Origin of the sequence: Aminobacter sp. UC22_36 (assembly GCF_044056035.1) — a bacterium.
In the GTDB taxonomy this organism is placed as follows: Bacteria; Pseudomonadota; Alphaproteobacteria; order Rhizobiales; family Rhizobiaceae; genus Aminobacter.
The window spans coordinates 176,194-195,881 of the sequence record NZ_CP171995.1; the positions used below are offsets into that span (position 1 = coordinate 176,194).

Sequence of the window (19,688 nt, forward strand, 5' to 3'; positions counted from 1 at the left end):
TCAAGCCTCCGCCATTTCGACATTGCGCGGGTAGAAGATCGCGCGACTGGCATCGAAATCATAGCGCGAGCGGTACTGTGCGGCATCCTGAGCCAGTTGCAGGACCGCATCGAGGATGAACCTCACCTTTTCTTCCGGCAACAGCACGCTGAAATTGAGCCTGATGAAGCCGGGCTTGCTGATCTCGTCGCCGGCAAGGATCACCGCGCGCATGCGCTGCGACTCCGCCTCACCGATCGACAACAGGCGATGGACATAAGGGCCGGCGCAGGCGCAGCCGCCGCGCGCCTGGATGCCGAAGCGGTCGCTGAGCATGCGCGTCACCAGCTGCTGGTGAATGTAGTCGCCGTTGCCGTCCTTCACGCGGAACGAAAAGATCGGCAGTCTTTGCGGCGACAGCGCGCCCAGCAGCTCGATGTTCTCGGCACCGTTCCACGCAGCCATGGCTCGACGGGTCAATTCGTCATTGCGGGCCTGCATGAACTCCGCGCCGAGCGCATCCTTGACCAGGAAGGCAAGGGCCGCACGGATGTCGCCAACCACATTGGGGGTTCCCGCCTCCTCGCGGGCCTCAAGGCTTGTGCTGTAGTCATGGCCGGTCGGCGACACGAACTTGACCGTGCCGCCGCCAGGCCATGACGGCTTGTCGGTGACCACGGCGTCGCGGCGGACGATCAGCACACCCGACGCGCCCGGCCCGCCGAGGAACTTGTGCGGCGAGATGACCACGGCATCGATCTCGGCCCCTGATACCGGCGACATGGCGATCGGCATGTAGGGTCCCGCGCCGGCATAGTCCCAGACAATCTTGGCGCCCGCCGCCTTCACCTGCCTGGTGATGGAAGCGACATCGGTGATGATGCCGGTGACGTTGGAGGCAGCCGAAAACGCGCAGACAGTGAGGTCGGCCTCCCATTGCAGCACTTCGTCCAGTGCGGCGAGATCAGGTCCACCGGCAGCGCATTCGGCGATCTCGATGACCTCTGCCCCGCTTTCGCGCCAGGGCAGGATGTTGGAATGGTGCTCGTAGGGCCCGATGATGACACGGACCTGCTTGCCAACGGCAACGGCATCAGTGACGCCCAGAAGCTTGACCAGCCGGTTGATGCCGGCCGTCGCGCCCGATCCGGCAAAGATCACCGCATGCCTGTCGCTGGCGCCGCAGCACCCGGCGATCGCCGCGCGCGCCTCGCGGCGCAGTCGGGTCATCATGCCACCGCAATAGGAAGCCTCGGTGTGGCTGTTGGCGTAGTAGGGCAAGACCTCTTCCAGGACGAAGCGTTCGATCTGCATCAACGCGCGGCCTGATGCGACATAGTCGGCATAGACCATCGGCTTGAGGCCGAACGGCCCGTCGATGTTTGCGTCCTTGCCGACAAGGCCGCTGCGCAGTTCCGCGACGACGTCGCGGACGGCAAGGCACTCCTTGAACTTGTCCAGCAAGCCGGTGCCGCCAGGCTTTTCGCAGCGCTCGGTCTTCATTGAATCTCTCCCGCAACCAACTGGAGGCGATTCTAATCGGATGCGGCAGGTGAAACCTCATCGTTTTCGCACGACTTTGCCGCCAACTTGGGTCATATGATCTGAATCATGGAAAAAATAGACGAAATCGACCACAAGATTCTAGCGTGCCTGCAAAAGGATGGTGCAATCTCGCAGCGCGATCTGGCCGAGCGTGTCGGGCTGTCGCAAAATGCCTGCTGGCGCCGCCTGCAGCGGCTCAACGCGTCAGGCCTGATCCGCGGCACCCATGCCGACATCGATCTCGCAGCGCTCGGCTACGACCTGACGGTGTTCGTCATGATCCGTACCCGGCACCATTCCAAGGAGTGGGCCGACAATTTCCGCAAGCATGTCGAGCGCATGCCCGAAGTGACCGACTTCTACCGCATCGGCGGCGATTGGGACTATCTGATCAAGGTGGTGACCAGGGGCATGTCCGGCTACGACGCCTTCTACCAGAAGCTGATCACCAATTTCGACCTGGCGACTGTGACCGGTTTCTTTTCCATGGAAGCGATCATCGAGAACCGTGCCGCGGACCTCAGCCGGCTGCGGTAAGCCGCCTCATGCCGGCACATCGAACATGGTCCGGCGGCCGCCGGAGAGCCAAAAGGCGCTTGCGCGATGTCTCAGTCGTTCTTGCCGCGCGTTTCCTCAAGGAAAGCCACCAGCGCGCGGCCGGCGCCGAGAATATGGTCCCGCGTGAGTTCGGCAGCCTTGTTCGCGTCGCCGCCGATGCAGGCGTCGAGGATGCCCTGGTGTTCGCGCCGGGCGCGATTCATGCCGTCGGTCAATGTCAGCTGAGCGCGCAGATAGCGGTCGATGCGGTCGAGCGAGGCGCGTACGATCTGCAGGTAATAGGGTCGCCGCGCCGCTTCATAGAGGCTGTAGTGGAAATTGCGGTTGATCTCGCCCCACTTAGCCGAGTTGGGCTCGTCGCCGAACGCCTCACAATGTCTGCGCGCGATGTCGAGTGTCCTTGCGTTCATGTTGGGCACGGCCAGGCGGATGACTTCGGCCTCGACCAAAGCGCGGAACTCGAAGATTTCCTCGATCTCTGCGATCGACAGGCCGGCGACGACAGCGCCCTTGTAGCGCTCGGTGGTGATGAGGCCGTTCTGCTCGAGCCGCGACAGCGCCTCACGTACCGGGATACGGCTGGTGTTGAACAGCGAAGCGATCTGGTCCTGCCTGAGGTTCTCGCCCTCGGCGAGTTCGCCCTCGATGATCGCCTTACGCAGCGCCTCATAGACGATATCGGCCGCCGATGCGGCCTGCCTGATATCGACGGTTTCCAGTTTCATTGCGGTTCAACCTCGGCGGCTTCAGGCATATGGCTAGCGTCAGGTGATAGGTCCATTGAAGGCGACGGGCAACATGCCTGCATTTTCTTTCCGTACAATCGTATATTCCAGATTGTATATTGGATCCTATTTTTCTATGGATGCCAGGCTTGCATTGCGGCCTGAGGAGCGTCGGAATGCGGGCGCGGGATGAGCCCGGCGAAGGGCTTGTTCCTGGCGTGAGGCATGGCAATTTCGCGAGGAGGCGAAGGATGCGCACAAGCAAGGTGATCCACATCGTTTCGTGCCACGCCGAGGGCGAGGTCGGCGACGTCATCGTCGGCGGTGTTGCGCCACCGCCCGGCAAGACGCTGTGGGAGCAGCGCCGCTTCATCGCCGAAGACAAGGCGCTGCGCAACTTCGTGCTCAACGAGCCGCGCGGCGGGGTGTTCCGCCACATCAACCTTTTGGTGCCGCCGAAGGATCCGCGCGCGGCGATGGGCTTCATCATCATGGAGCCGGAAGACACCCCGCCGATGTCAGGCTCCAACTCGATCTGCGTTTCCACCGTGCTGCTCGACTCCGGCATCGTGCCGATGCAGGAGCCCGAGACGCGTTTTGTGCTTGAAGCGCCAGGCGGGCTGGTCGATGTCGTGGCAACCTGCCGCAATGGCAAGGCCGAGCGGATCGCGGTCATCAATGTGCCGTCCTTTGCCGACAAGCTGGACGCCAAGCTGGAGGTCGAAGGACTGGGTACGCTGACCGTCGACACCGCCTATGGCGGCGACAGCTTCGTTATTGCCGATGCACGGGCGTTGGGCTTTTCGGTCACGCCCGACGAAGCACGCGAGCTTGCCGAAACCGGCATCAAGATCACCCGCGCCGCCAATGAGCAGCTCGGCTTTTCGCATCCCGAAAACCCTGATTGGGACCACATCTCGTTCTGCCAGCTGGCGTTGCCGATCGAGGAGCGAAACGGCGTCCTGCATGGCCGCAACACGGTCGTCATCCAGCCGGCCAAGCTCGACCGTTCGCCGACCGGTACCGGCTGCTCGGCGCGGATGGCGGTGCTGCATGCGCGCGGGCTGATGCAGGTCGGCCAGCGTTTCAGCGGTCATTCGATCATCGATTCGACCTTCGATTGCCGCATCATCGGCGAGACGTCAGTCGCCGGCCGGCCGGCGATCGTTCCGGAAATCTCGGGCCGCGCCTGGATCACCGGCACGCATCAGGTGATGCTCGACCCCGACGACCCCTGGCCGGCGGGTTACCGGCTCGCCGACACCTGGCCGCGCAAGCAGTAGCGATCAGGTCTCGGAGATGATGCGCGTGGTACCGACCCAGAGCTCGCGGGCCGGTCCCGGACCGACATTGCGGGCACGGTGCGGCAGCGAGGCAGGGAAGTGCAGCGTGTCGCCGGCCTTGAGCAGATACTCCTTGCCGTCGATCTCGTAGAGCATCTCGCCCTCGATCAGATAGAGAAAGTCCTCGCCCTGATGGGTCGTGATCTCGGAGGCATAGCCTTGCGGCATGTGGGTGATGCAGCCATTGAGCTGGGCGCCGGGAAAGCCGCGCTCGAGCAACTCGTAGACGCGTTCCTTGGTTTCGACATTGTAGCCGCGGCGCGCGCCGGCATGCGAGACCATCGAATGGGTATGTTCCGGCGGCTGCGACAGGAAGGTGTCGACGCTGGTTTCGAGCGCGCCGGCGACGTTGTAGAGCGAAATCAGCGAAGGCGTCGAAATCCCGCGCTCGATCTGGCTGATGAAGCCTTCGGTCAGGCCCGCCTCGGCCGCGACTTGCTTCATCGTTTTGCCGATCAGCTTGCGGCGCGCCCGCAGCATCTGTCCGATCGAAGCGGCGGCAGGCATGTCCGGATGCGGCGCGTCCCCGTTACCTGCGGCCGCATCATCGATATCGAGGGGCATCACTGTCTTTCCGCTTGACTTCACAATTTCGATGAACTTTAGTCCAGCTAAAGTTGGTTGCGCAAGCGATATAGCCACCGCGCCGCCGCTTTGATGGGGAAATGCACAATGCCTTCGCGGCAATCCGGACGCAAAGAAAAATGTCCGGAAAAATTGGATAAAATATCCAAACTGACCGCCGAGGCGTAGCGCCGGCATTGCCGGCAGGCCAAGAGGAGGAGAAGACATGAAACGCTTTTTGCCGTTCTTGCTCGGCGCAGCACTGGGCCTGAGCGCCGCGACGTCGGCTTTGGCGATCGAGCGCGGCGGCTCGATGACCTTTGCCCGCTATGACGATTCCGCCGTCATCGACCCGGTCTGGGCCGATCGCAATCCCGACCTGTGGATGATCACCAGCCTGTATGAAACGCTGCTGCGCAACGGCGCGGATGGCGCGATCGAGCCCGGCCTGGCCGAGAGCTACGATGTCTCCACCGATGGCAAGGCGATATCGCTCAAGCTGCGTGACGGCCTGAAGTTCTCCGACGGCTCGCCGATCACGGGCGCCGACGTGGTGTTTTCGCTCGATCGCGCGCGCAATCCCGACGGACCGTGGGCCGGTCTGCTCGGCTCGGTCGAAAAGGTGACGGCCGAAAGTGGCAAGGTCACGCTGTCGCTGAAGCAGCCCGATCCGACGATCCCCTCGATCCTCGCCACCTTCAATACCGGCATCGTCTCCAAAGCGGCGTTCGAGAAGGCCGCGGGCGCCAACGACCAGGAGAAGGCCAAGGCCTATTTCGACAACAATCCGGTGACATCGGGGCCCTTCACCATGAAGGTACGCGTCGCGGGTTCGAGCATGAGTTTTGCCCGCAACCCGAACTACTGGCGCGCAGGCGAAGACGGCAAGCCACTGCCCTATCTCGACGAGGTCGATTTCGTCGTCATTCCCGATGACGCCACCCGCATTCTCAAGCTCCAAGCTGGCGAAGTGGATGTCGCGGAGTTCATTCCGTTTGCCCGCGTCGGCGAACTCAGCGGCGACGCCAATCTGAAGATGGAGCTGTTTCCCTCGACGCGCATCATCTACGCCCCGATCAACACCCGCGACACCCGCAAGGACGGCTCGAAGAACCCGCTCGCCGACGTCAAGGTGCGCCAGGCGCTGAACTACGCCACCGACAAGAACATGCTGATCAAGCTGGTGACCTTCGACACCGGAAAGCCGATGACCTCGCTGATGTCGGCGGCGACCCAGCTGCATTACGGACCCGAGCCGCTTTATCCCTACAATCCGGAAAAGGCCAAGCAACTGCTTGCCGAAGCCGGTGCCGATGGCGGGCTCGACATCACCTTCACCACGCTCGCCGGCAGCGCCGACGACGCGACTTTGTTCACAGCCCTTCAGCAGATGTGGGCGCCGCTCGGCGTCAACCTGAAAGTCGAGCAGGTCGACAACCCGACACGCGGCGCCAAGAACCGTTCCGGCGAATTCGACATCCATACCTATGGCTGGGCCAATGACGTCAACGACCCGGCCCAGGTGACCGGCTGGCTCGGCTACTACAAGCAGCGCCAGGCCGTCGGCACCGGCTGGAACAACGAGGCGTTCAACACGCTGTTCGAGGCCTCGAACTCCGAGGTCGACCCAGTCAAGCGCAAGGACGAATACAAGCGCATGCAGGAGATCTACGCGGAAAACGCACCACTGCTCTTCCTCTATGAAACGCCCTTCGCCGTCGCCGTGTCGAAGTCGGTCGAAGACTATGTTCAGACCCCGCTCGGCGCCAATGACTTCTCGGCCGCATGGCGCGCCAAGTGATCCCAAGATGACCGGTGGATGCCGGGCGGCCCGCGCTGCCCGGCATCCGGCACAAGGTTTGGCTCATGCCCTCACTTTCCTATCTTCTGGCGCGGCTGTTGCAGATCATCCCGACCTTTCTGCTGGTCATGGTCTTCATCTTCCTGCTTGTCCGCATGCTGCCCGGCGATCCCGCTATCGCCATGGCCGAAGCCAAGGCGACCGACGCCCAGGTCGAGCAGATCCGCCACAATCTCGGCCTCGACCGGCCCTTACCGGTGCAGTTCGTCATCTTCGTCAAGAACACGCTGAGCGGCGACCTCGGCCGCTCGATCATGCTGAAAGCGCCGGTGACTGAGGTCATCCTCGACCGTCTGCCGACGACGATTTTCCTGGCGCTGTATTCGGTGGTGCTCGCCGTATGCCTCGCCGGACCGCTCGCCTTCCTGGCAGCGGTGCGTGTCAACACCACGACAGACGTCGTCATCCGCGGCGTCTTTCAGATCGGGCTGTCGATGCCGGTGTTCTACATCGGCCTGGTGCTGCTAACGGTGCTGGCGGCGCAGTTGCGCTGGTTTCCCGTCGGCGGCTACGGCACGACCTTTCTCGGCAATCTGCACCACCTGATCCTGCCGGCGCTGAGCGTCGCGCTCTACACCTCGGCCATCATCCTCAGGAACCTGCGGGCCTCGCTGATCGAGGTGCTCGACGCCGACTACGTCCAGTTCGCCCGCGCCAAGGGGCTTTCGACGCGGATCATCATGACCCGCCACGTACTGCGCAATGCGCTGGTGTCCACCGTCACCCTGCTCGGGCTGTCGATCGGCAATCTGATGAGTGGCACGCTGGTGACCGAGACCGTCTTTGCCATACCAGGCGTCGGCCGGTTGATGCTGGAAGCGATCTTCGCCCGCGACTACCCGCTGATCCAGGGCCTGACGCTGACCTTCGCCGTGCTGGTTTCGGTCGTGTTCCTGCTCACCGATATCGTCCAGTCATTGCTCGACCCGAGGCTTCGCAAGGCATGAGCGCCGTCACCCAGATCCAGCCGAGCAGGCCGAGCCGCTTCCGCGCCTTCGCCGGTCGCGCCTTTGCGCGGCCGTCCTTTGCCATCGGCTTCACCATCATCGCCTTTTCGGTCGCGCTGGCGCTCGTCCCGCAGGTCTTTGCCCCCTACGATCCGCTCGCCTTCGACATGACGGCGATCCAGCAGGCGCCGAGCCTTGCGCATCCCTTCGGCACCGACAATTTCGGCCGCGATGTACTGTCGCGGGTGATCTGGGCCTACCGCGTCGACATGCAGATGGCACTTTTCGCGACCATTTTCGCGCTGATCATCGGCGTCACGGTGGGCGCGTTTGTCGGCTACTACGGTGGCATCGCCGATACGATCTTCGGGCGCTGCGTCGACGCCATCATCACCTTCCCGTTCCTGGTGCTGGTGATTGCCATCGTGGCTGTGCTCGGGCCGGGCCTGGTCAATATGTACATCGCCATCACCATCGTGAACTGGGTCTATTATGCCCGGCTGACCCGCGCCGAGGTCATGACGCAGAAGGCAAACGACTACGCCGCCGCCGGCCGCGTGCTCGGTTATTCCGACCGCCGCATCATCTTCCGCCATCTTCTGCCCAATGCGATGTCGCCGATCATCGTTTACTGGATGACCGACATGGCGCTGGCCATCCTGCTTGGCTCCTCGCTCGGCTATCTCGGCCTCGGCGCGCAACCGCCGGCAGCCGAATGGGGCGTGCTGATCTCGGAGGGTCGCAACTTCCTGCTGACCGCCTGGTGGATGAGCCTGATGCCGGGCCTCGCCATCGTGCTTACCGGCCTCGGCTTCAGCCTGCTCGGCGATGCGCTTGCCGACCTGCTTCGACCAAGGGGGCGTTGAGATGGTCAACGACAAGCCGGAAACGATGCTCGAACTGCGCCATCTCAGGACCGAGTTCGGTTCACGCCAGCATCCGCTGGTCGCCGTCGACGACGTCTCCTTCACTGTGAAGGCGGGCGAAATCCTCGGTCTCGTCGGCGAGTCCGGCTCGGGCAAGAGCATCACGCTGCGCTCGATCCTCGGCATCGTCCGCCCCCGCGGCCGCGTCGGCGGCGAAATCCTCTGGAAGGGCCGCGATCTCGCAGCGCTCGACGAGTCGGCGTTGCGCAAGGTACGCGGACGCGAAATCGCGATGATCTTCCAGGAGCCGATGTCGTCGCTCAACCCGCTGCTGACTGTCGGCTTGCAGATATCGGAAAATCTTGTCGCCCATACCGGCCTCGATGCCAAAGCCCGCAAGGTGCGGGCAATCGAACTGCTCGACATGGTCGGCATTCCCGGCGCCCGCGACCGGCTCGCAGACTACCCGCATGAGTTCTCAGGCGGCATGCGCCAGCGCGTGATGATCGCCATCGCCCTTGCCTCGAACCCGCAGCTGCTCCTGGCCGACGAGCCGACGACCGCGCTCGACGTCACCATCCAGGATCAGATCCTTCGCCTGATCCAGTCGCTCAGCCGCGACCTCGGCATGGCGGTGATCCTCGTCACCCACGACATGGGCGTTGTCGCCCAGACCTGCGACCGCGTCGCAGTGATGTATGGCGGACGGCTATGCGAAATGGGCACGACCAGCCAGGTGATCGCTGACGCACGCCACCCCTATGCGCTCGGGCTTTTGCGTTCGATCCCGCGCGACGTGGCGCCACGCACGCCGCTCTATTCGATCCCCGGCGCGCCGCCGGCGCTGAACGCGCTGCCTGCCGGTTGCGCCTTCACCGCGCGCTGTCCTGTCGCCGGACCGGAATGCCGCGATGTGCGTCCGCCATTTGAAACCGTCGGCCAGTTTCATGAAGTAGCCTGCCACCATCGTTTCGAAGCGCTTGCGCATTTCAATCAGCAGGAGGCGGCACAATGAACATGCTGACCATCGAGCCCGCCGCGCCGTTGCTGTCCATCCGTGACCTGTCAATGCGGTTCACCAAGAACCGGTCGCTATCCGACACGCTTGCCGGCAGGCCACGCCAGATCGTCTCGGCGCTGAACGGTGTCGATCTCGATGTCATGCCCGCCGAAACACTTGGCATCGTCGGTGAGTCCGGTTGCGGAAAGTCGACGCTCGCCCGCTGCATTGCGGGACTGCACCGGCCGAGCGGTGGCGACATCCGCTTCGAGGGCGAAAGCGCCATCGGCCTCAAGGGCGCAAGCCGGCGTGCCTACAACAGGCGCGTACAGATGATGTTCCAGGATCCCTACACCTCGCTCAACCCGCGCATGACGGTGCACGACACGCTGCGCGAGGCGATCTCGGTGCACCGCATGCGCGAAGGTGCTGCGATCGACCGGCGCGTCGACGAACTGCTCGATCTGGTGCGGCTGCCGGAGGGCGCGGCGGACAAGTATCCGCATGAATTCTCCGGCGGACAACGCCAGCGCATCGGCATCGCCCGGGCCTTGTCGCTCGAGCCTATCTGCCTCGTCGCCGACGAACTGGTCTCGGCGCTCGACGTTTCGGTCCAGGCGCAGGTGGTCAATCTGCTGCTCGAGCTGCAGGACAATCTCGGGCTGACGGTACTGTTCGTCGCCCATGATCTCAGGCTCGTGCGTCACGTCTCGCATCGGGTCGCGGTCATCTACCTCGGCGCCATCGTCGAGATCGGTCCATCCGAGGCGCTGTTTTCACGGCCTCGGCATCCCTATTCGCAGGCGTTGCTGGCCGCCGCCCCCTCGCTCGATCCGGCCGACCGCCGGCGCGCGCCGGCGCTCACTGGCGAATTGCCGAGCCCACTCGACATACCCCCAGGCTGTCCGTTCCATGTGCGCTGCCCGCACGCCGCTGAACGCTGCCGCGTCGAGAAGCCGGCGCTGCGGCCTGTCGGCGCCGGCATGGCGGCCTGCCACTTCGCCGAAACCATTTCCGCGGCGTGAACGCCGCCACCATCTGCACTTTGGGAAAGACGACATGACATTGACGGGCAGGCCGGGCATATCCGGCCGAGTTGAAGCGCTTCGCCACCAGTTCGCAAAGGAAGGGCTCGACGGCTACATCATCCCGCGCTTCGACGAACACCAGAGCGAGTATTGCGCGCCGCACGATTGCCGCCTTGCCCATGTCACGGGCTTTACCGGCTCGGCAGGTGTCGCCATCGTCATGGCCGACAAAGCGGCTGTTTTCGTCGATGGTCGCTACCAGGTGCAGGTGCGCGACGAGGTCGACCTCGACATCTTTGCCGTCGAACATTTTTACGACGCCCCACTGAAAGATTGGCTTGCGAAGAACGTGCGTCCCGGCCAGCGCATCGGCTTCAATGCGATGCTGCTGCCCTCGACTTGGGATCAGGACTGCGGCCAGGCGGTAACGACTGCCGGCGGCAGCTGGATCGCCACGTCAGGTGATCTTGTCGATGCGATCTGGGTCAACCAGCCGGAAAAGCCGCTTGGGCAAATCATGGCGTTTTCGCGCGCCTATGCGGGCGAGAGCGTCGCTGACAAGAAGCGCCGCATCGCCGGGGTGCTTGCCCAACAGGGAGCAGATTTCCTCGTCGAAGCGCAGCCCGACAACATTGCCTGGTTTCTCAACGTGCGTGGCCGAGACGTCGTCTTCAACCCGATGCCGCATTCCTTCCTGATCTTTGACAAGGACGGCCGCGCCGAATGGCTGGTCGACCACCGCAAGCTGCCGAACGATCTGTCGGATTTCGATCTGGACGGTGTTGCAATGGCCGAGCCGGCAGCGCTGATCGAACGTATCAGCTCGATGGCCAAGGGGCGGACGGCGATCGTCGACCCCGGCTTCGCGCCTTCGGCTGTGGCCCATGCCGTTCGGGCGGCAGGCGGCGAGGTCAAGCTGGCAAGAAGCCCGATCACGCTCGCCAAGATGCTGAAGAACGAAATCGAGCTGCAAGGATTCCGTGCTTGCCATCGCCTCGATGGCGCGGCTTGGGTGCGTTTTCTGGCCTGGCTCGACCGCTATGGTCGGACCCGCGAAGCACAAGGCATGCCGGTGAGCGAACTGGAGGCGGAAGAGCGCATCTTGACCTATCGCCGCGACAGCAGGCTGTTCGTCGAGCCGAGCTTCCACACCATTTCGGCATCCGCCGGCAATGCCGCGATGTGCCACTACAACGCCACAGCCGAGACCAATGCGCCGATCACCTCGGCAGGCGTCTATCTGCTCGACTCAGGCGGCCAGTATCTCACCGGCACGACGGATGCGACACGCACGACCGCACTCGGCGACATCAGCCCGGAAATCCGCCGCGCCTATACGGCGGTGCTCAAGGGGCTGATTTCGATGCTGACGCTGAGATTTCCCAAAGGCACTTGCGGCCACCAGGTCGACGCCTTTGCTCGCCGCCCGCTGTGGGAGCTCGGCCTCGACTATGACCACGGCACCGGCCATGGCGTCGGCCACTTCCTGTCGGTGCACGAGCAGCCGCAGCGCTTCGACAAACGCGTCAACGAGATCGCGCTCATGCCTGGCATGGTGACCACCATCGAGCCCGGCTACTACAAGGCCGGCCAATACGGCATCCGCCTTGAGAACCAGGTCGAGGTCGTCGAAGCCGATGATGGCTTCATGACGTTCAGGAGCCTGACGCTGGTGCCGCTCGACCTGCGCCTTGCCGATATCGGGCTGCTGAACCCGATGGAGACGCACTGGCTCGACGGATATCATGACGAGGTCAGATCCGCGCTGAGCCCTGTGTTGGCCGCCGACGATCGCGAATGGCTGCAGCGAATGTGCGCGCCTTGTCAGGCTATCTGAGCCAGGTCGCAATCTTGTTTGGCGGATAATTCGACACAGGCCTCCATCTGGAGGCCTGTGTGCGTTTCAAACCCGTCGTTCAGGCAGGATCGTGCGCCTTCTTAACACCCGGTTCGGCAGTTTGCAGCCTCGACAAGCAGATCGCGTAGAAGCCGGATGGCGTTCGGCTTTTGCGGAACACTCGGCGCGAGAAAGGACAGCGACCGTTGGTGTGCCTGCGCGTCGGGCACGGGCACGATGTTGAAGCCATTGGCGATGAGCCCCGGCCACTGCGGCACCAGTGAACTGCCTATGCCCTTGGAAACCAGGATCGCGATGGTCTCCAGCGCGTCCATGTCGCAACGCACGTCCGGGTGCAGGCCAGCCTTGTCCATGTAGCCAGCCACGATCCTCCCGCCCCACGACAAAGGGTCGTAGCGGATGAATGGCGTGTTCCGCGCATGGTCGACGATGTCGGCAGGCGCGACGCGGTCCTGCGTCAGATACACCAGCGGCTCGCGCGATATGCGCACCGAGTTCAGCGACTTGGGAAGCGCAAAGGGCGGCTCGACGAGAATGGCCGTATCCAGTTGGCCGGCAAGCATCTGATCATAGAGATGCTCGGACGTTCCAGGCGTCAGCCGCAGTTTCAGCGATGGCGCGCGTTCAGCGAGCCTGCCCAGCACCACCGGCACCAGTCCGGTCAGGACAGTAGAGATCGCACCAACGCGTAAATCACCGGACAGGCCGCTGGCGTCGAGGTCATCGACAAGCAGCGACGCGTCGCGAACAAGCGCGCGGGCGCGCGGCAGCAGCGAAAGACAGGCCTCCGTCGGGCGTGCGGTGTGGGCGCCACGAACGAGAAGCGGGCAACCGAGGGTTCGCTCCAGCGCCTGAATGCGCTGGCTGACAGCCGCTGGTGTCAGCCTTTCCCGCCGCGCGGCAGCAACGATCGAGCCGGTCTCGACCACCGCCACAAGGCTCTGTAGAAACCGGATATCCAACAGATTTCCTTAGGCTCAGAAACACAATTCCGTAGTTTTCCTTTCCTAGCGGACGTTCTAGATGTCGGTCAAACAGCAGGAATGACCAGCAATGAAATCACTGTTCCATCTCGCCATCCACGTCACCGACCTCGACGCGGCGCGCAGCTTTTACGGCGATGTGCTCGGCTGTGTCGAAGGACGCTCGACCGACACCTGGGTGGATTTCGACTTCTTCGGCCATCAGCTGTCGTTGCATCTCGGCAAGCCGTTCGAGGTCACACGCACCGGCAAGGTCGGCAATCACCTGGTCATGATGCCGCATTTCGGCATCGTGCTCCCGCTCGCCGACTGGTTCGCGCTCGCCGATCGCTTGAAGCAGGGCGGCATCGCCTTCGACATTCCCCCTGTCATCCGCTTCGAGGGCAAAGCCGGCGAGCAGCGCACGATGTTTTTCTTCGACCCCTCCGGCAATCCGATCGAGGTCAAGGGCTTCAAGGATTTCGACGGCGTCTTCGCCGCGTAGGCGCACGCAGCCGGGCCATCGCAGCGATCAGTGCGCGGCGATGTTTCCTTGCATGCGCAGCAGCATGCCGAACAGGTCGCGCGGCTCGTCGGGATCGGCGATGAGATCGAGCTCGGAATAAAGCCCGGTGGCCGCGAGCTGGTCTCTGACATAGCGCAGCGCCGAAAAGTCCTCGGTTGCGAACCCTACCGAGTCGAACAGGGTGATCTGCTGCGCGCTGGTGCGACCGGGGGCCTGATCCGCGATCACCTGCCACAGCTCGGTCACCGGATGGTCTGCATCGAGCTGCTGGATCTCGCCCTCGATCCGGGTCTGCGGCGTGTATTCGACGAAGATGCCGGACCGCAGCAGGATGTCGCGATGCAGCTCGGTCTTGCCCGGACAATCGCCGCCCACCGCGTTGATGTGGACGCCGCTGCCAACCATGTTGTCGGTGAGGATCGTCGCATACTGCTTGTCGGCGGTCACGGTCGTGATGATCTGTGCACCTGCGACAGCTTCCTGTACCGAGCTGCAGACTGCGATATCGAAACCCAGTCCGACGAGATTGCCTGCACAGCGCTGAGACGCCGTCACGTCGATGTCGTAGAGGCGCAGCTTGTCGACGCCGAGCAGTGCACGGAACGCCAGCGCCTGAAACTCGGACTGCGCGCCGTTGCCGATCAACGCCATGCAGGAGGCATCCTGCGGCGCGAGATACTTTGCCGCGACAGCCGAAGTTGCTGCTGTGCGCAGTGCCGTCAGGATGGTCATCTCGCTCAGCAGCACCGGATAGCCGCTGCCGACGTCGGACAGCACACCAAAGGCGGTCACCGTCTGGCGGCCGTCACGCGTGTTCTTGGGGTGGCCGTTGACATATTTGAAGCCGTAGAGGCTGCCATCACTGGTCGGCATCAGTTCGATGACGCCCTCCAGGCTGTGTGAGGCGACACGCGGCGTCTTGTCGAAAAGTGTCCAGCGCTTGAAGTCCTCCTCGATGTAGCCAGCGAGCTCGACCAAAAAGCGCTCGACGCCGATGGCGAGAACCAGCCTCATCATGTTGTCGACGCTGACGAACGGAACAATGGCCAGCGTGCCCGGCGCGGAGGTCTTGGGAGGTTGCGCCGGGCGGGTGACGGAGGATGAAATCATCGCGATGCTCCTGCGGAATTTTCGATCAGGCGGGTTTTGGCAACGGCCGTTTCCGCATTGTCTGCGAGCGCCGCGCGTTGCGAACGCCGGCGCCAGATCGAGGCCAGCCCATTGGGGAAGAACAGCAGCACGACGATCATCGCCACGGCGATCAGCATCACGCGGCCTTCGTCGAGCCCTTCGATGCTGCCCAGCATCTCCGAGGCAAAGGTGAGGATAACCGCTGCCGCGATCGGTCCGTAGATCGTACCGGTGCCACCGACGAGCACCATTGAGAGAACCAGCGACTGGACCGGGAAGCCGAAGATTTCCGGCGAAGCGACACGTAGATAGACAGCGAAGAACCCGCCGGCGACGCCGGTGAAGAAAGCGCTGGCGACCAGCACCTTGAGGCGTTGCAGGCCGGTCGGGATGCCACGGGCAACAGCATATTCCTCATTGTCGCGCAGGGCGCGCAGCGACATGCCGAAGTCCGACCTGACGACAAAGCGCAGGAAGATCGTCGAGACGACCAAAAGGCCGAGCGCCACATAATAGTAGCCGAACTTAAAATCGCGCAGGAAGCTGTAGCCGAACGCCTCGAGCGCCGGGATGCGTACGATGCCTTGCGTGCCACCGGTGATTTCGGACTGGCTCAGCACCAGCTGCAAGACGAGCTGACCGAAGGCGAAGGTCACCAGCACGACATAGATGCCCTTGAGCCTGATCACCGGCAGCGCGACAAGCGCGCCGGCAAGCGAGGCGGCAAGCCCGCCGAGGAAGATGGCGATCCACGGATCGGCGCCGAGGAACTTGGTCGAAAGGGCCGCCGCATAGACGCCGACGCCGAAGAAGGCGACATGGCCGAAGTTGAAGATACCGGCGTAACCGAGGCTGAGGTCCCAGTTCGACGCCACCATCGCGTAGATGAAAGCGATGATGAACAGGTGCCGCCAATAGGTGTCCTGGACGAAGAACGGCATCAGAACGGCAACGGCGAGCGTCGCGGCGATGACCAATGCGCGATTGCCTGAGAGCGAGCGGATCATGCGACCCTCCTTCCGAACAGACCCTCGGGCCGCACCAGAAGTACCGCGATGAGGATGAGGAACAGGGCCGACGGTGCCCAGTAAAAACCAACCGTGGTGATCAGGAAAGCTTCGACGAGGCCGATGATGTAGGCGGCTCCGATGGTGCCGGCCAATGAGCCCATGCCGCCGAAGATGACGATGATGAAGGCCTTGATCAGTGGCTCTGCGCCGAGCCCCGGTGTCAGCAAGCGCAACGATCCCAGCAGGATACCGGTGAAGCCGGCAAGCACGGCGGAAAGCGCGAAGGTGATGGCGAACATCGCCGAGGCGTTGATGCCGATAAGCTTGGCCGCGTCGGGATTCTGGCCAACGGCGCGGATACCCCTGCCCGTCGATGTCTTGCGCAGGAATGCCCACAATGCCGCCAGAACCACTGGCGCGATGACAATGATGAACGCCTCCTGGGCGGAGATGGTGATGCCGAGCAGCGAGACCTTGCCCTCGACGATCGGGCGCAGCTGCTTGAGACGCGGGCCCCACAGCATCTGGATTCCCTTTTCCAGGAACATCATGACGGCGAGTGTCGTCATGACGGTGATCAGCAGCATGTCGCGTTGGCCGTAGAACGGGCGCACCACGGTGCGCTCGATGAGAATGCCCAGCCCCGCCATGAAGGCCACCGACATGGCGATGGCAAAGCCGAGCCAGAGGTTGAGGCCGGCGACGTCGGAAACCGTCCAGGCGACATAGGCGCCAAGGGCCATGAAGACGCCATGGGCGAAGTTGAAGATGCCGAGCGTTGTCCAGACAAGCGACAGGCCGCTGGCCATCATCGCGTAGATCGAACCCAGCACGAGCCCGCTGACAAGCAGGGCGCTGAAAGCATCAAGGCTCATCATGCGTGCTCCTCGCCGAAATACATTTGCATAATCTGTTCGTGGTCGACGTCCTGGCCCTTGCTGACTTCGCGGGTGATCTCGCCGTGGTCGACGAGATACATCCGGTCGGCGAGCGACAGGACGAATGAAATGTCCTGCTCGACGAGCAGAAGCGGGATGCCGGTCTGCGAGATCTCGCCGATGGCAACGGCAAGCTCGTCCTTCAGCTTGGGCGACAGGCCAAGCGTCGGCTCGTCGAGCATCAGCATCTTCGGCGCGCACATCAGGCCGACGCCGATCGACAGCATCTGCCGTTCGCCGCCGGACAGCGTCTTGCATTGCTGGCGCCGGCGCTCCTTCAGGCGCGGAAACAGCTGCAGCACCTTGTCGAGATTGGCCGACTTCTCCGGCTTGGCCCGCTTGCAGAAGGCCGCGAGCTCAAGCGTCTCCATGACTTCCATCTGCGGGAACAGCAGGTTGGCCTGGGGAACATGAATCAGGCCGCGATCGACGACCGCCTGCGGCGACTTGCCCGCAATCTCGTCGTCCAAAAAACGGATGTTGCCAACGCGCGGCTTGATGACGCCGGAGATCGCGTTGAGCAGCGTGGTCTTGCCATGGCCGTTGGGGCCAAACAGCCCAACCCGCTCATTGGCGCCGACCTTGAGCGATACACCCATCAGCACGTCGTAGCTGTCATAGCCGGCACGGACATCAGAGACTTCGAGCGCCAGATCTTGCGTCATAGGACGAGCTCCCGTTTGCCGAGATAGGCTTCGACGACGCGCGGATCGCGTACCACTTCGTGCGGATCGCCATGCGCCAGCACGGCACCCTGGTTGAGAACCATCAGCCGTTCCGACACTTTCAGCAGCAATGTCAGGACGTGTTCGATCAGAATGATCGTCACTCCCCGGTTGCGGATGCCAAGAACGAGATCGCCGAGTTCCTTGATCTCGGGCTTGGTCAGGCCGGCAGCCGGCTGATCGAGCAACAGCATCGCCGGATTGCCTGAGATAGCGGACGCGATCATCAGCTGCTTTCGCTCGTAGACCGACAGGTCCATCGCCGGCAGCGACTGGCGCCTTTTGTCGAAACCGACGGCGTCGAGCGCATCATCGGCGGCCGCCTGAGCGGCCTCGCGTCGCAACCCGCCACAATAGACCGCGCCGCAGACGACGTTTTCGCGCGCCGTCATGGTCGGAAACTCGGCGTCCTTCTGGAACGTTCGGACCAGACCAGCCTGGCTGATCCGGTAGGCCGGCAGGCGCTGGATTTCCTCACCCTTGAAGATGATCCGCCCGCCCGACGGGCCGAACGGAATGCCGGTCAGGATGTTGAACAGCGTGCTCTTGCCGCTGCCATTGGGGCCGGCGATGCCGAAAATCTCGCCCTTGAGTACGTCGAACGACACATCGTTGACGGCGACCAGTTCGCCGAACCGACGGGTGACATTGCGCGCTTGCAGGAGAGCGCCATTTTGATCTGGCGATGCGTTCATGTCTCATTTCCTCGATGAGGGGCGACGGCCGGGCATGATGGTGACACCGGCCGTCGGAAGTCGTGAAGGATCACTTCATCCAGGGCGGCGTCTGGAACTCGGCCCCGGCCAGGTTGGCCGGATAGACAAGCTTGCGCTCGCCGTTCCACAGCTGGAAGAACAGGATCGGCACGGCGTCGGCACCCTGGAGCGCAAGATGCGTCTTGGGATCGAAGGCGATGCGGCCGATGGCGACCTGCTTGTCGGTCTCGCCGATAGCCTTGCCGATCGCCAGGCGATCGGCCGGGTCGCCGACCTTGGCCAGTGCGTCGGCGTAGATGTAGACCTGCTCGTAGAGATGGGCGCCATAGCCGCCCGGCTCGGCACCGTATTTGGCCTTGTATTTGGACACCACCTCGGTGGCGCGCTTGTTGTCGCCGGTGGTGCCATAGAGCCCGCCGATCATGTTGTACATGATGCCGGTGGACTTATCCTTGGTCAGCTCCATGAACTCGGGAACGGACGGCGCGTACTGGATGAAGACCAGGCTCTTGGTCGGCTGCTCGAGGAACTGGGTCAGGAACGTTGCCGCATTGGCCGAGATGTAGTCGGCGTTGACGATTACCGCGGGCTTGGCCTCGCGGACCTTGGCAAGGAACGGCCGCCAGTCGTTGATTTCGCCGAACGGCAGGAGATCGGTCGAAGTCACGGTCCAGCCGGCCGCCTCGAAGTTCTTCTTCAGCCCGTCCATGATCGTCTTGGAGTAGGGATTGTCCGATGAGATCAGCGCCGCCTTCTTGTTGCCGGCCGGCAGCTTGCCGGACTTTTCAAGGCCATCGACCACGGAGACCAACTCAGATTCATAGGCGTCGTAGGTCGGCATGTAGGACCAGACCGTCGGATATTTGTCGGGCGCAGCCGAAATGATGGCGCGCGTCTCCGCGGTGTTGCCGGCGATGATGTAGGGCATCTCCTGCTCGGCCATCAGTTCGATCTCGAAATTGGTCGTGCTGGTGTAGCCCGAGACCATGGCGTTGACGTCGCGGTCGCCGGCGAGGCGTTCGAAGACGCTGGTGACGACGTCGGGCGTCGAATCCTGGATGTCGCCGACGACGAGCTCGAGCTTGTAGCCGGCAACGCCGCCGGCAGCATTGATTTCGTCGACCGCCATGCGCGCGCCATTGACCATCTCGGCGCCATCGGCAGCGGCCTTGCCGGAAACCGGCGCAAGCAATGCGATCTTGGTCGTCTTGTCCTGGGCGCTGCCTGGCACCACACCGGCGACGAGCATCGATGTGGCCAGCAAGGCCACGATCAGACGTTTGGTACTCATTTCAATCTCCCATTGTTGAAACTGGCGACGTCGGCGATCGAGACCGCCGCCGATCTGAATTGCTGGATGCGCTGGCGCCGCCTTTGCCGGCGGCTTTCTTGCTTGCGGTCCCCGC

General features: G+C 63.1%; 19 protein-coding genes. 9 read left to right on the top strand and 10 right to left on the bottom strand.

The genetic code is table 11. The annotated features are described in order from the left end of the window. Positions 1–1,482 carry an aminotransferase class V-fold PLP-dependent enzyme gene (locus tag ACHMW7_RS00815; protein WP_395446549.1) on the bottom strand — a complete coding sequence of 494 codons (1,482 nt, stop codon included), beginning with the start codon at positions 1,480–1,482 and terminating at the stop codon, positions 1–3. Between the two features lie 108 nt (positions 1,483–1,590). Between ACHMW7_RS00815 and ACHMW7_RS00820 the strand changes: the two genes are divergently transcribed. Then, positions 1,591–2,061 (top strand): Lrp/AsnC family transcriptional regulator, encoded by a 471-nt coding sequence (locus tag ACHMW7_RS00820; protein ID WP_395446550.1) that lies wholly within the window; start codon positions 1,591–1,593, stop codon positions 2,059–2,061. A 71-nt stretch (positions 2,062–2,132) separates the two neighbouring features. Here ACHMW7_RS00820 and ACHMW7_RS00825 read toward each other — a convergent pair whose 3' ends face one another. Next, on the bottom strand, positions 2,133–2,807 hold the full coding sequence (locus ACHMW7_RS00825; RefSeq protein WP_395446551.1) for a GntR family transcriptional regulator: 675 nt from the start codon (positions 2,805–2,807) through the stop codon (positions 2,133–2,135). A 251-nt stretch (positions 2,808–3,058) separates the two neighbouring features. Between ACHMW7_RS00825 and ACHMW7_RS00830 the strand changes: the two genes are divergently transcribed. Further along, the gene (locus ACHMW7_RS00830; protein ID WP_395446552.1) at positions 3,059–4,090 is read left to right on the top strand and encodes a proline racemase family protein; all 1,032 of its coding nucleotides are present in this window, start codon (positions 3,059–3,061) and stop codon (positions 4,088–4,090) included. A 3-nt stretch (positions 4,091–4,093) separates the two neighbouring features. Here ACHMW7_RS00830 and ACHMW7_RS00835 read toward each other — a convergent pair whose 3' ends face one another. After that, positions 4,094–4,714: a helix-turn-helix domain-containing protein gene (locus ACHMW7_RS00835; RefSeq protein ID WP_395446553.1), complete on the bottom strand. Its 621-nt coding sequence runs from the start codon at positions 4,712–4,714 to the stop codon at positions 4,094–4,096. Positions 4,715–4,940: 226 nt separating this feature from the next. Between ACHMW7_RS00835 and ACHMW7_RS00840 the strand changes: the two genes are divergently transcribed. The 6 genes from ACHMW7_RS00840 (at position 4,941) to ACHMW7_RS00865 (ending at position 12,253) form a co-directional block, all read left to right on the top strand. Then, positions 4,941–6,515: an ABC transporter substrate-binding protein gene (locus tag ACHMW7_RS00840; protein WP_395446554.1), complete on the top strand. Its 1,575-nt coding sequence runs from the start codon at positions 4,941–4,943 to the stop codon at positions 6,513–6,515. Positions 6,516–6,580: 65 nt separating this feature from the next. Next, complete coding sequence (locus ACHMW7_RS00845; RefSeq protein WP_395446555.1) at positions 6,581–7,522, top strand: ABC transporter permease; 942 nt, start codon at positions 6,581–6,583, stop codon at positions 7,520–7,522. After that, on the top strand, positions 7,519–8,388 hold the full coding sequence (locus tag ACHMW7_RS00850; RefSeq protein ID WP_395446556.1) for an ABC transporter permease: 870 nt from the start codon (positions 7,519–7,521) through the stop codon (positions 8,386–8,388). Before ACHMW7_RS00845 ends, ACHMW7_RS00850 begins: the two co-directional genes overlap by 4 nt. Before the next feature lies 1 nt (position 8,389). Further along, complete coding sequence (locus ACHMW7_RS00855) at positions 8,390–9,403, top strand: ABC transporter ATP-binding protein (RefSeq protein WP_395446557.1); 1,014 nt, start codon at positions 8,390–8,392, stop codon at positions 9,401–9,403. Beyond that, positions 9,400–10,413, top strand: a complete 1,014-nt coding sequence (locus ACHMW7_RS00860; RefSeq protein ID WP_395446558.1) for an ABC transporter ATP-binding protein — start codon at positions 9,400–9,402, stop codon at positions 10,411–10,413. The genes ACHMW7_RS00855 and ACHMW7_RS00860 overlap by 4 nt, the downstream gene beginning before the upstream one ends. A gap of 34 nt (positions 10,414–10,447) precedes the next feature. Beyond that, a complete protein-coding gene (locus ACHMW7_RS00865) occupies positions 10,448–12,253 on the top strand; it encodes an aminopeptidase P family protein (protein ID WP_395446559.1) in 1,806 nt (601 codons plus the stop codon). 101 nt (positions 12,254–12,354) lie between these two features. Here ACHMW7_RS00865 and ACHMW7_RS00870 read toward each other — a convergent pair whose 3' ends face one another. Then, positions 12,355–13,236 carry a LysR family transcriptional regulator gene (locus tag ACHMW7_RS00870; protein ID WP_395446560.1) on the bottom strand — a complete coding sequence of 294 codons (882 nt, stop codon included), beginning with the start codon at positions 13,234–13,236 and terminating at the stop codon, positions 12,355–12,357. 91 nt (positions 13,237–13,327) lie between these two features. On the opposite strand from ACHMW7_RS00870, the gene ACHMW7_RS00875 reads away from it, so the two are divergent. After that, positions 13,328–13,741 (top strand): VOC family protein, encoded by a 414-nt coding sequence (locus ACHMW7_RS00875; RefSeq protein ID WP_395446561.1) that lies wholly within the window; start codon positions 13,328–13,330, stop codon positions 13,739–13,741. Between the two features lie 27 nt (positions 13,742–13,768). On the opposite strand, the gene ACHMW7_RS00880 is transcribed toward ACHMW7_RS00875, so the two are convergent. From ACHMW7_RS00880 to ACHMW7_RS00905, 6 genes are all read right to left on the bottom strand, one after another. Then, on the bottom strand, positions 13,769–14,872 hold the full coding sequence (locus tag ACHMW7_RS00880; protein WP_395446562.1) for an ornithine cyclodeaminase: 1,104 nt from the start codon (positions 14,870–14,872) through the stop codon (positions 13,769–13,771). Further along, on the bottom strand, positions 14,869–15,900 hold the full coding sequence (locus tag ACHMW7_RS00885; RefSeq protein ID WP_395446563.1) for a branched-chain amino acid ABC transporter permease: 1,032 nt from the start codon (positions 15,898–15,900) through the stop codon (positions 14,869–14,871). Before ACHMW7_RS00885 ends, ACHMW7_RS00880 begins: the two co-directional genes overlap by 4 nt. Further along, positions 15,897–16,781 (bottom strand): branched-chain amino acid ABC transporter permease, encoded by an 885-nt coding sequence (locus tag ACHMW7_RS00890; protein ID WP_395446564.1) that lies wholly within the window; start codon positions 16,779–16,781, stop codon positions 15,897–15,899. Before ACHMW7_RS00890 ends, ACHMW7_RS00885 begins: the two co-directional genes overlap by 4 nt. Beyond that, on the bottom strand, positions 16,778–17,506 hold the full coding sequence (locus tag ACHMW7_RS00895; RefSeq protein ID WP_395446565.1) for an ABC transporter ATP-binding protein: 729 nt from the start codon (positions 17,504–17,506) through the stop codon (positions 16,778–16,780). The genes ACHMW7_RS00890 and ACHMW7_RS00895 overlap by 4 nt, the downstream gene beginning before the upstream one ends. After that, positions 17,503–18,261: an ABC transporter ATP-binding protein gene (locus ACHMW7_RS00900; RefSeq protein ID WP_395446566.1), complete on the bottom strand. Its 759-nt coding sequence runs from the start codon at positions 18,259–18,261 to the stop codon at positions 17,503–17,505. Before ACHMW7_RS00900 ends, ACHMW7_RS00895 begins: the two co-directional genes overlap by 4 nt. 70 nt (positions 18,262–18,331) lie before the next feature. After that, positions 18,332–19,573: an ABC transporter substrate-binding protein gene (locus ACHMW7_RS00905; RefSeq protein WP_395446567.1), complete on the bottom strand. Its 1,242-nt coding sequence runs from the start codon at positions 19,571–19,573 to the stop codon at positions 18,332–18,334. Between the last annotated feature and the right edge of the window lie 115 nt (positions 19,574–19,688).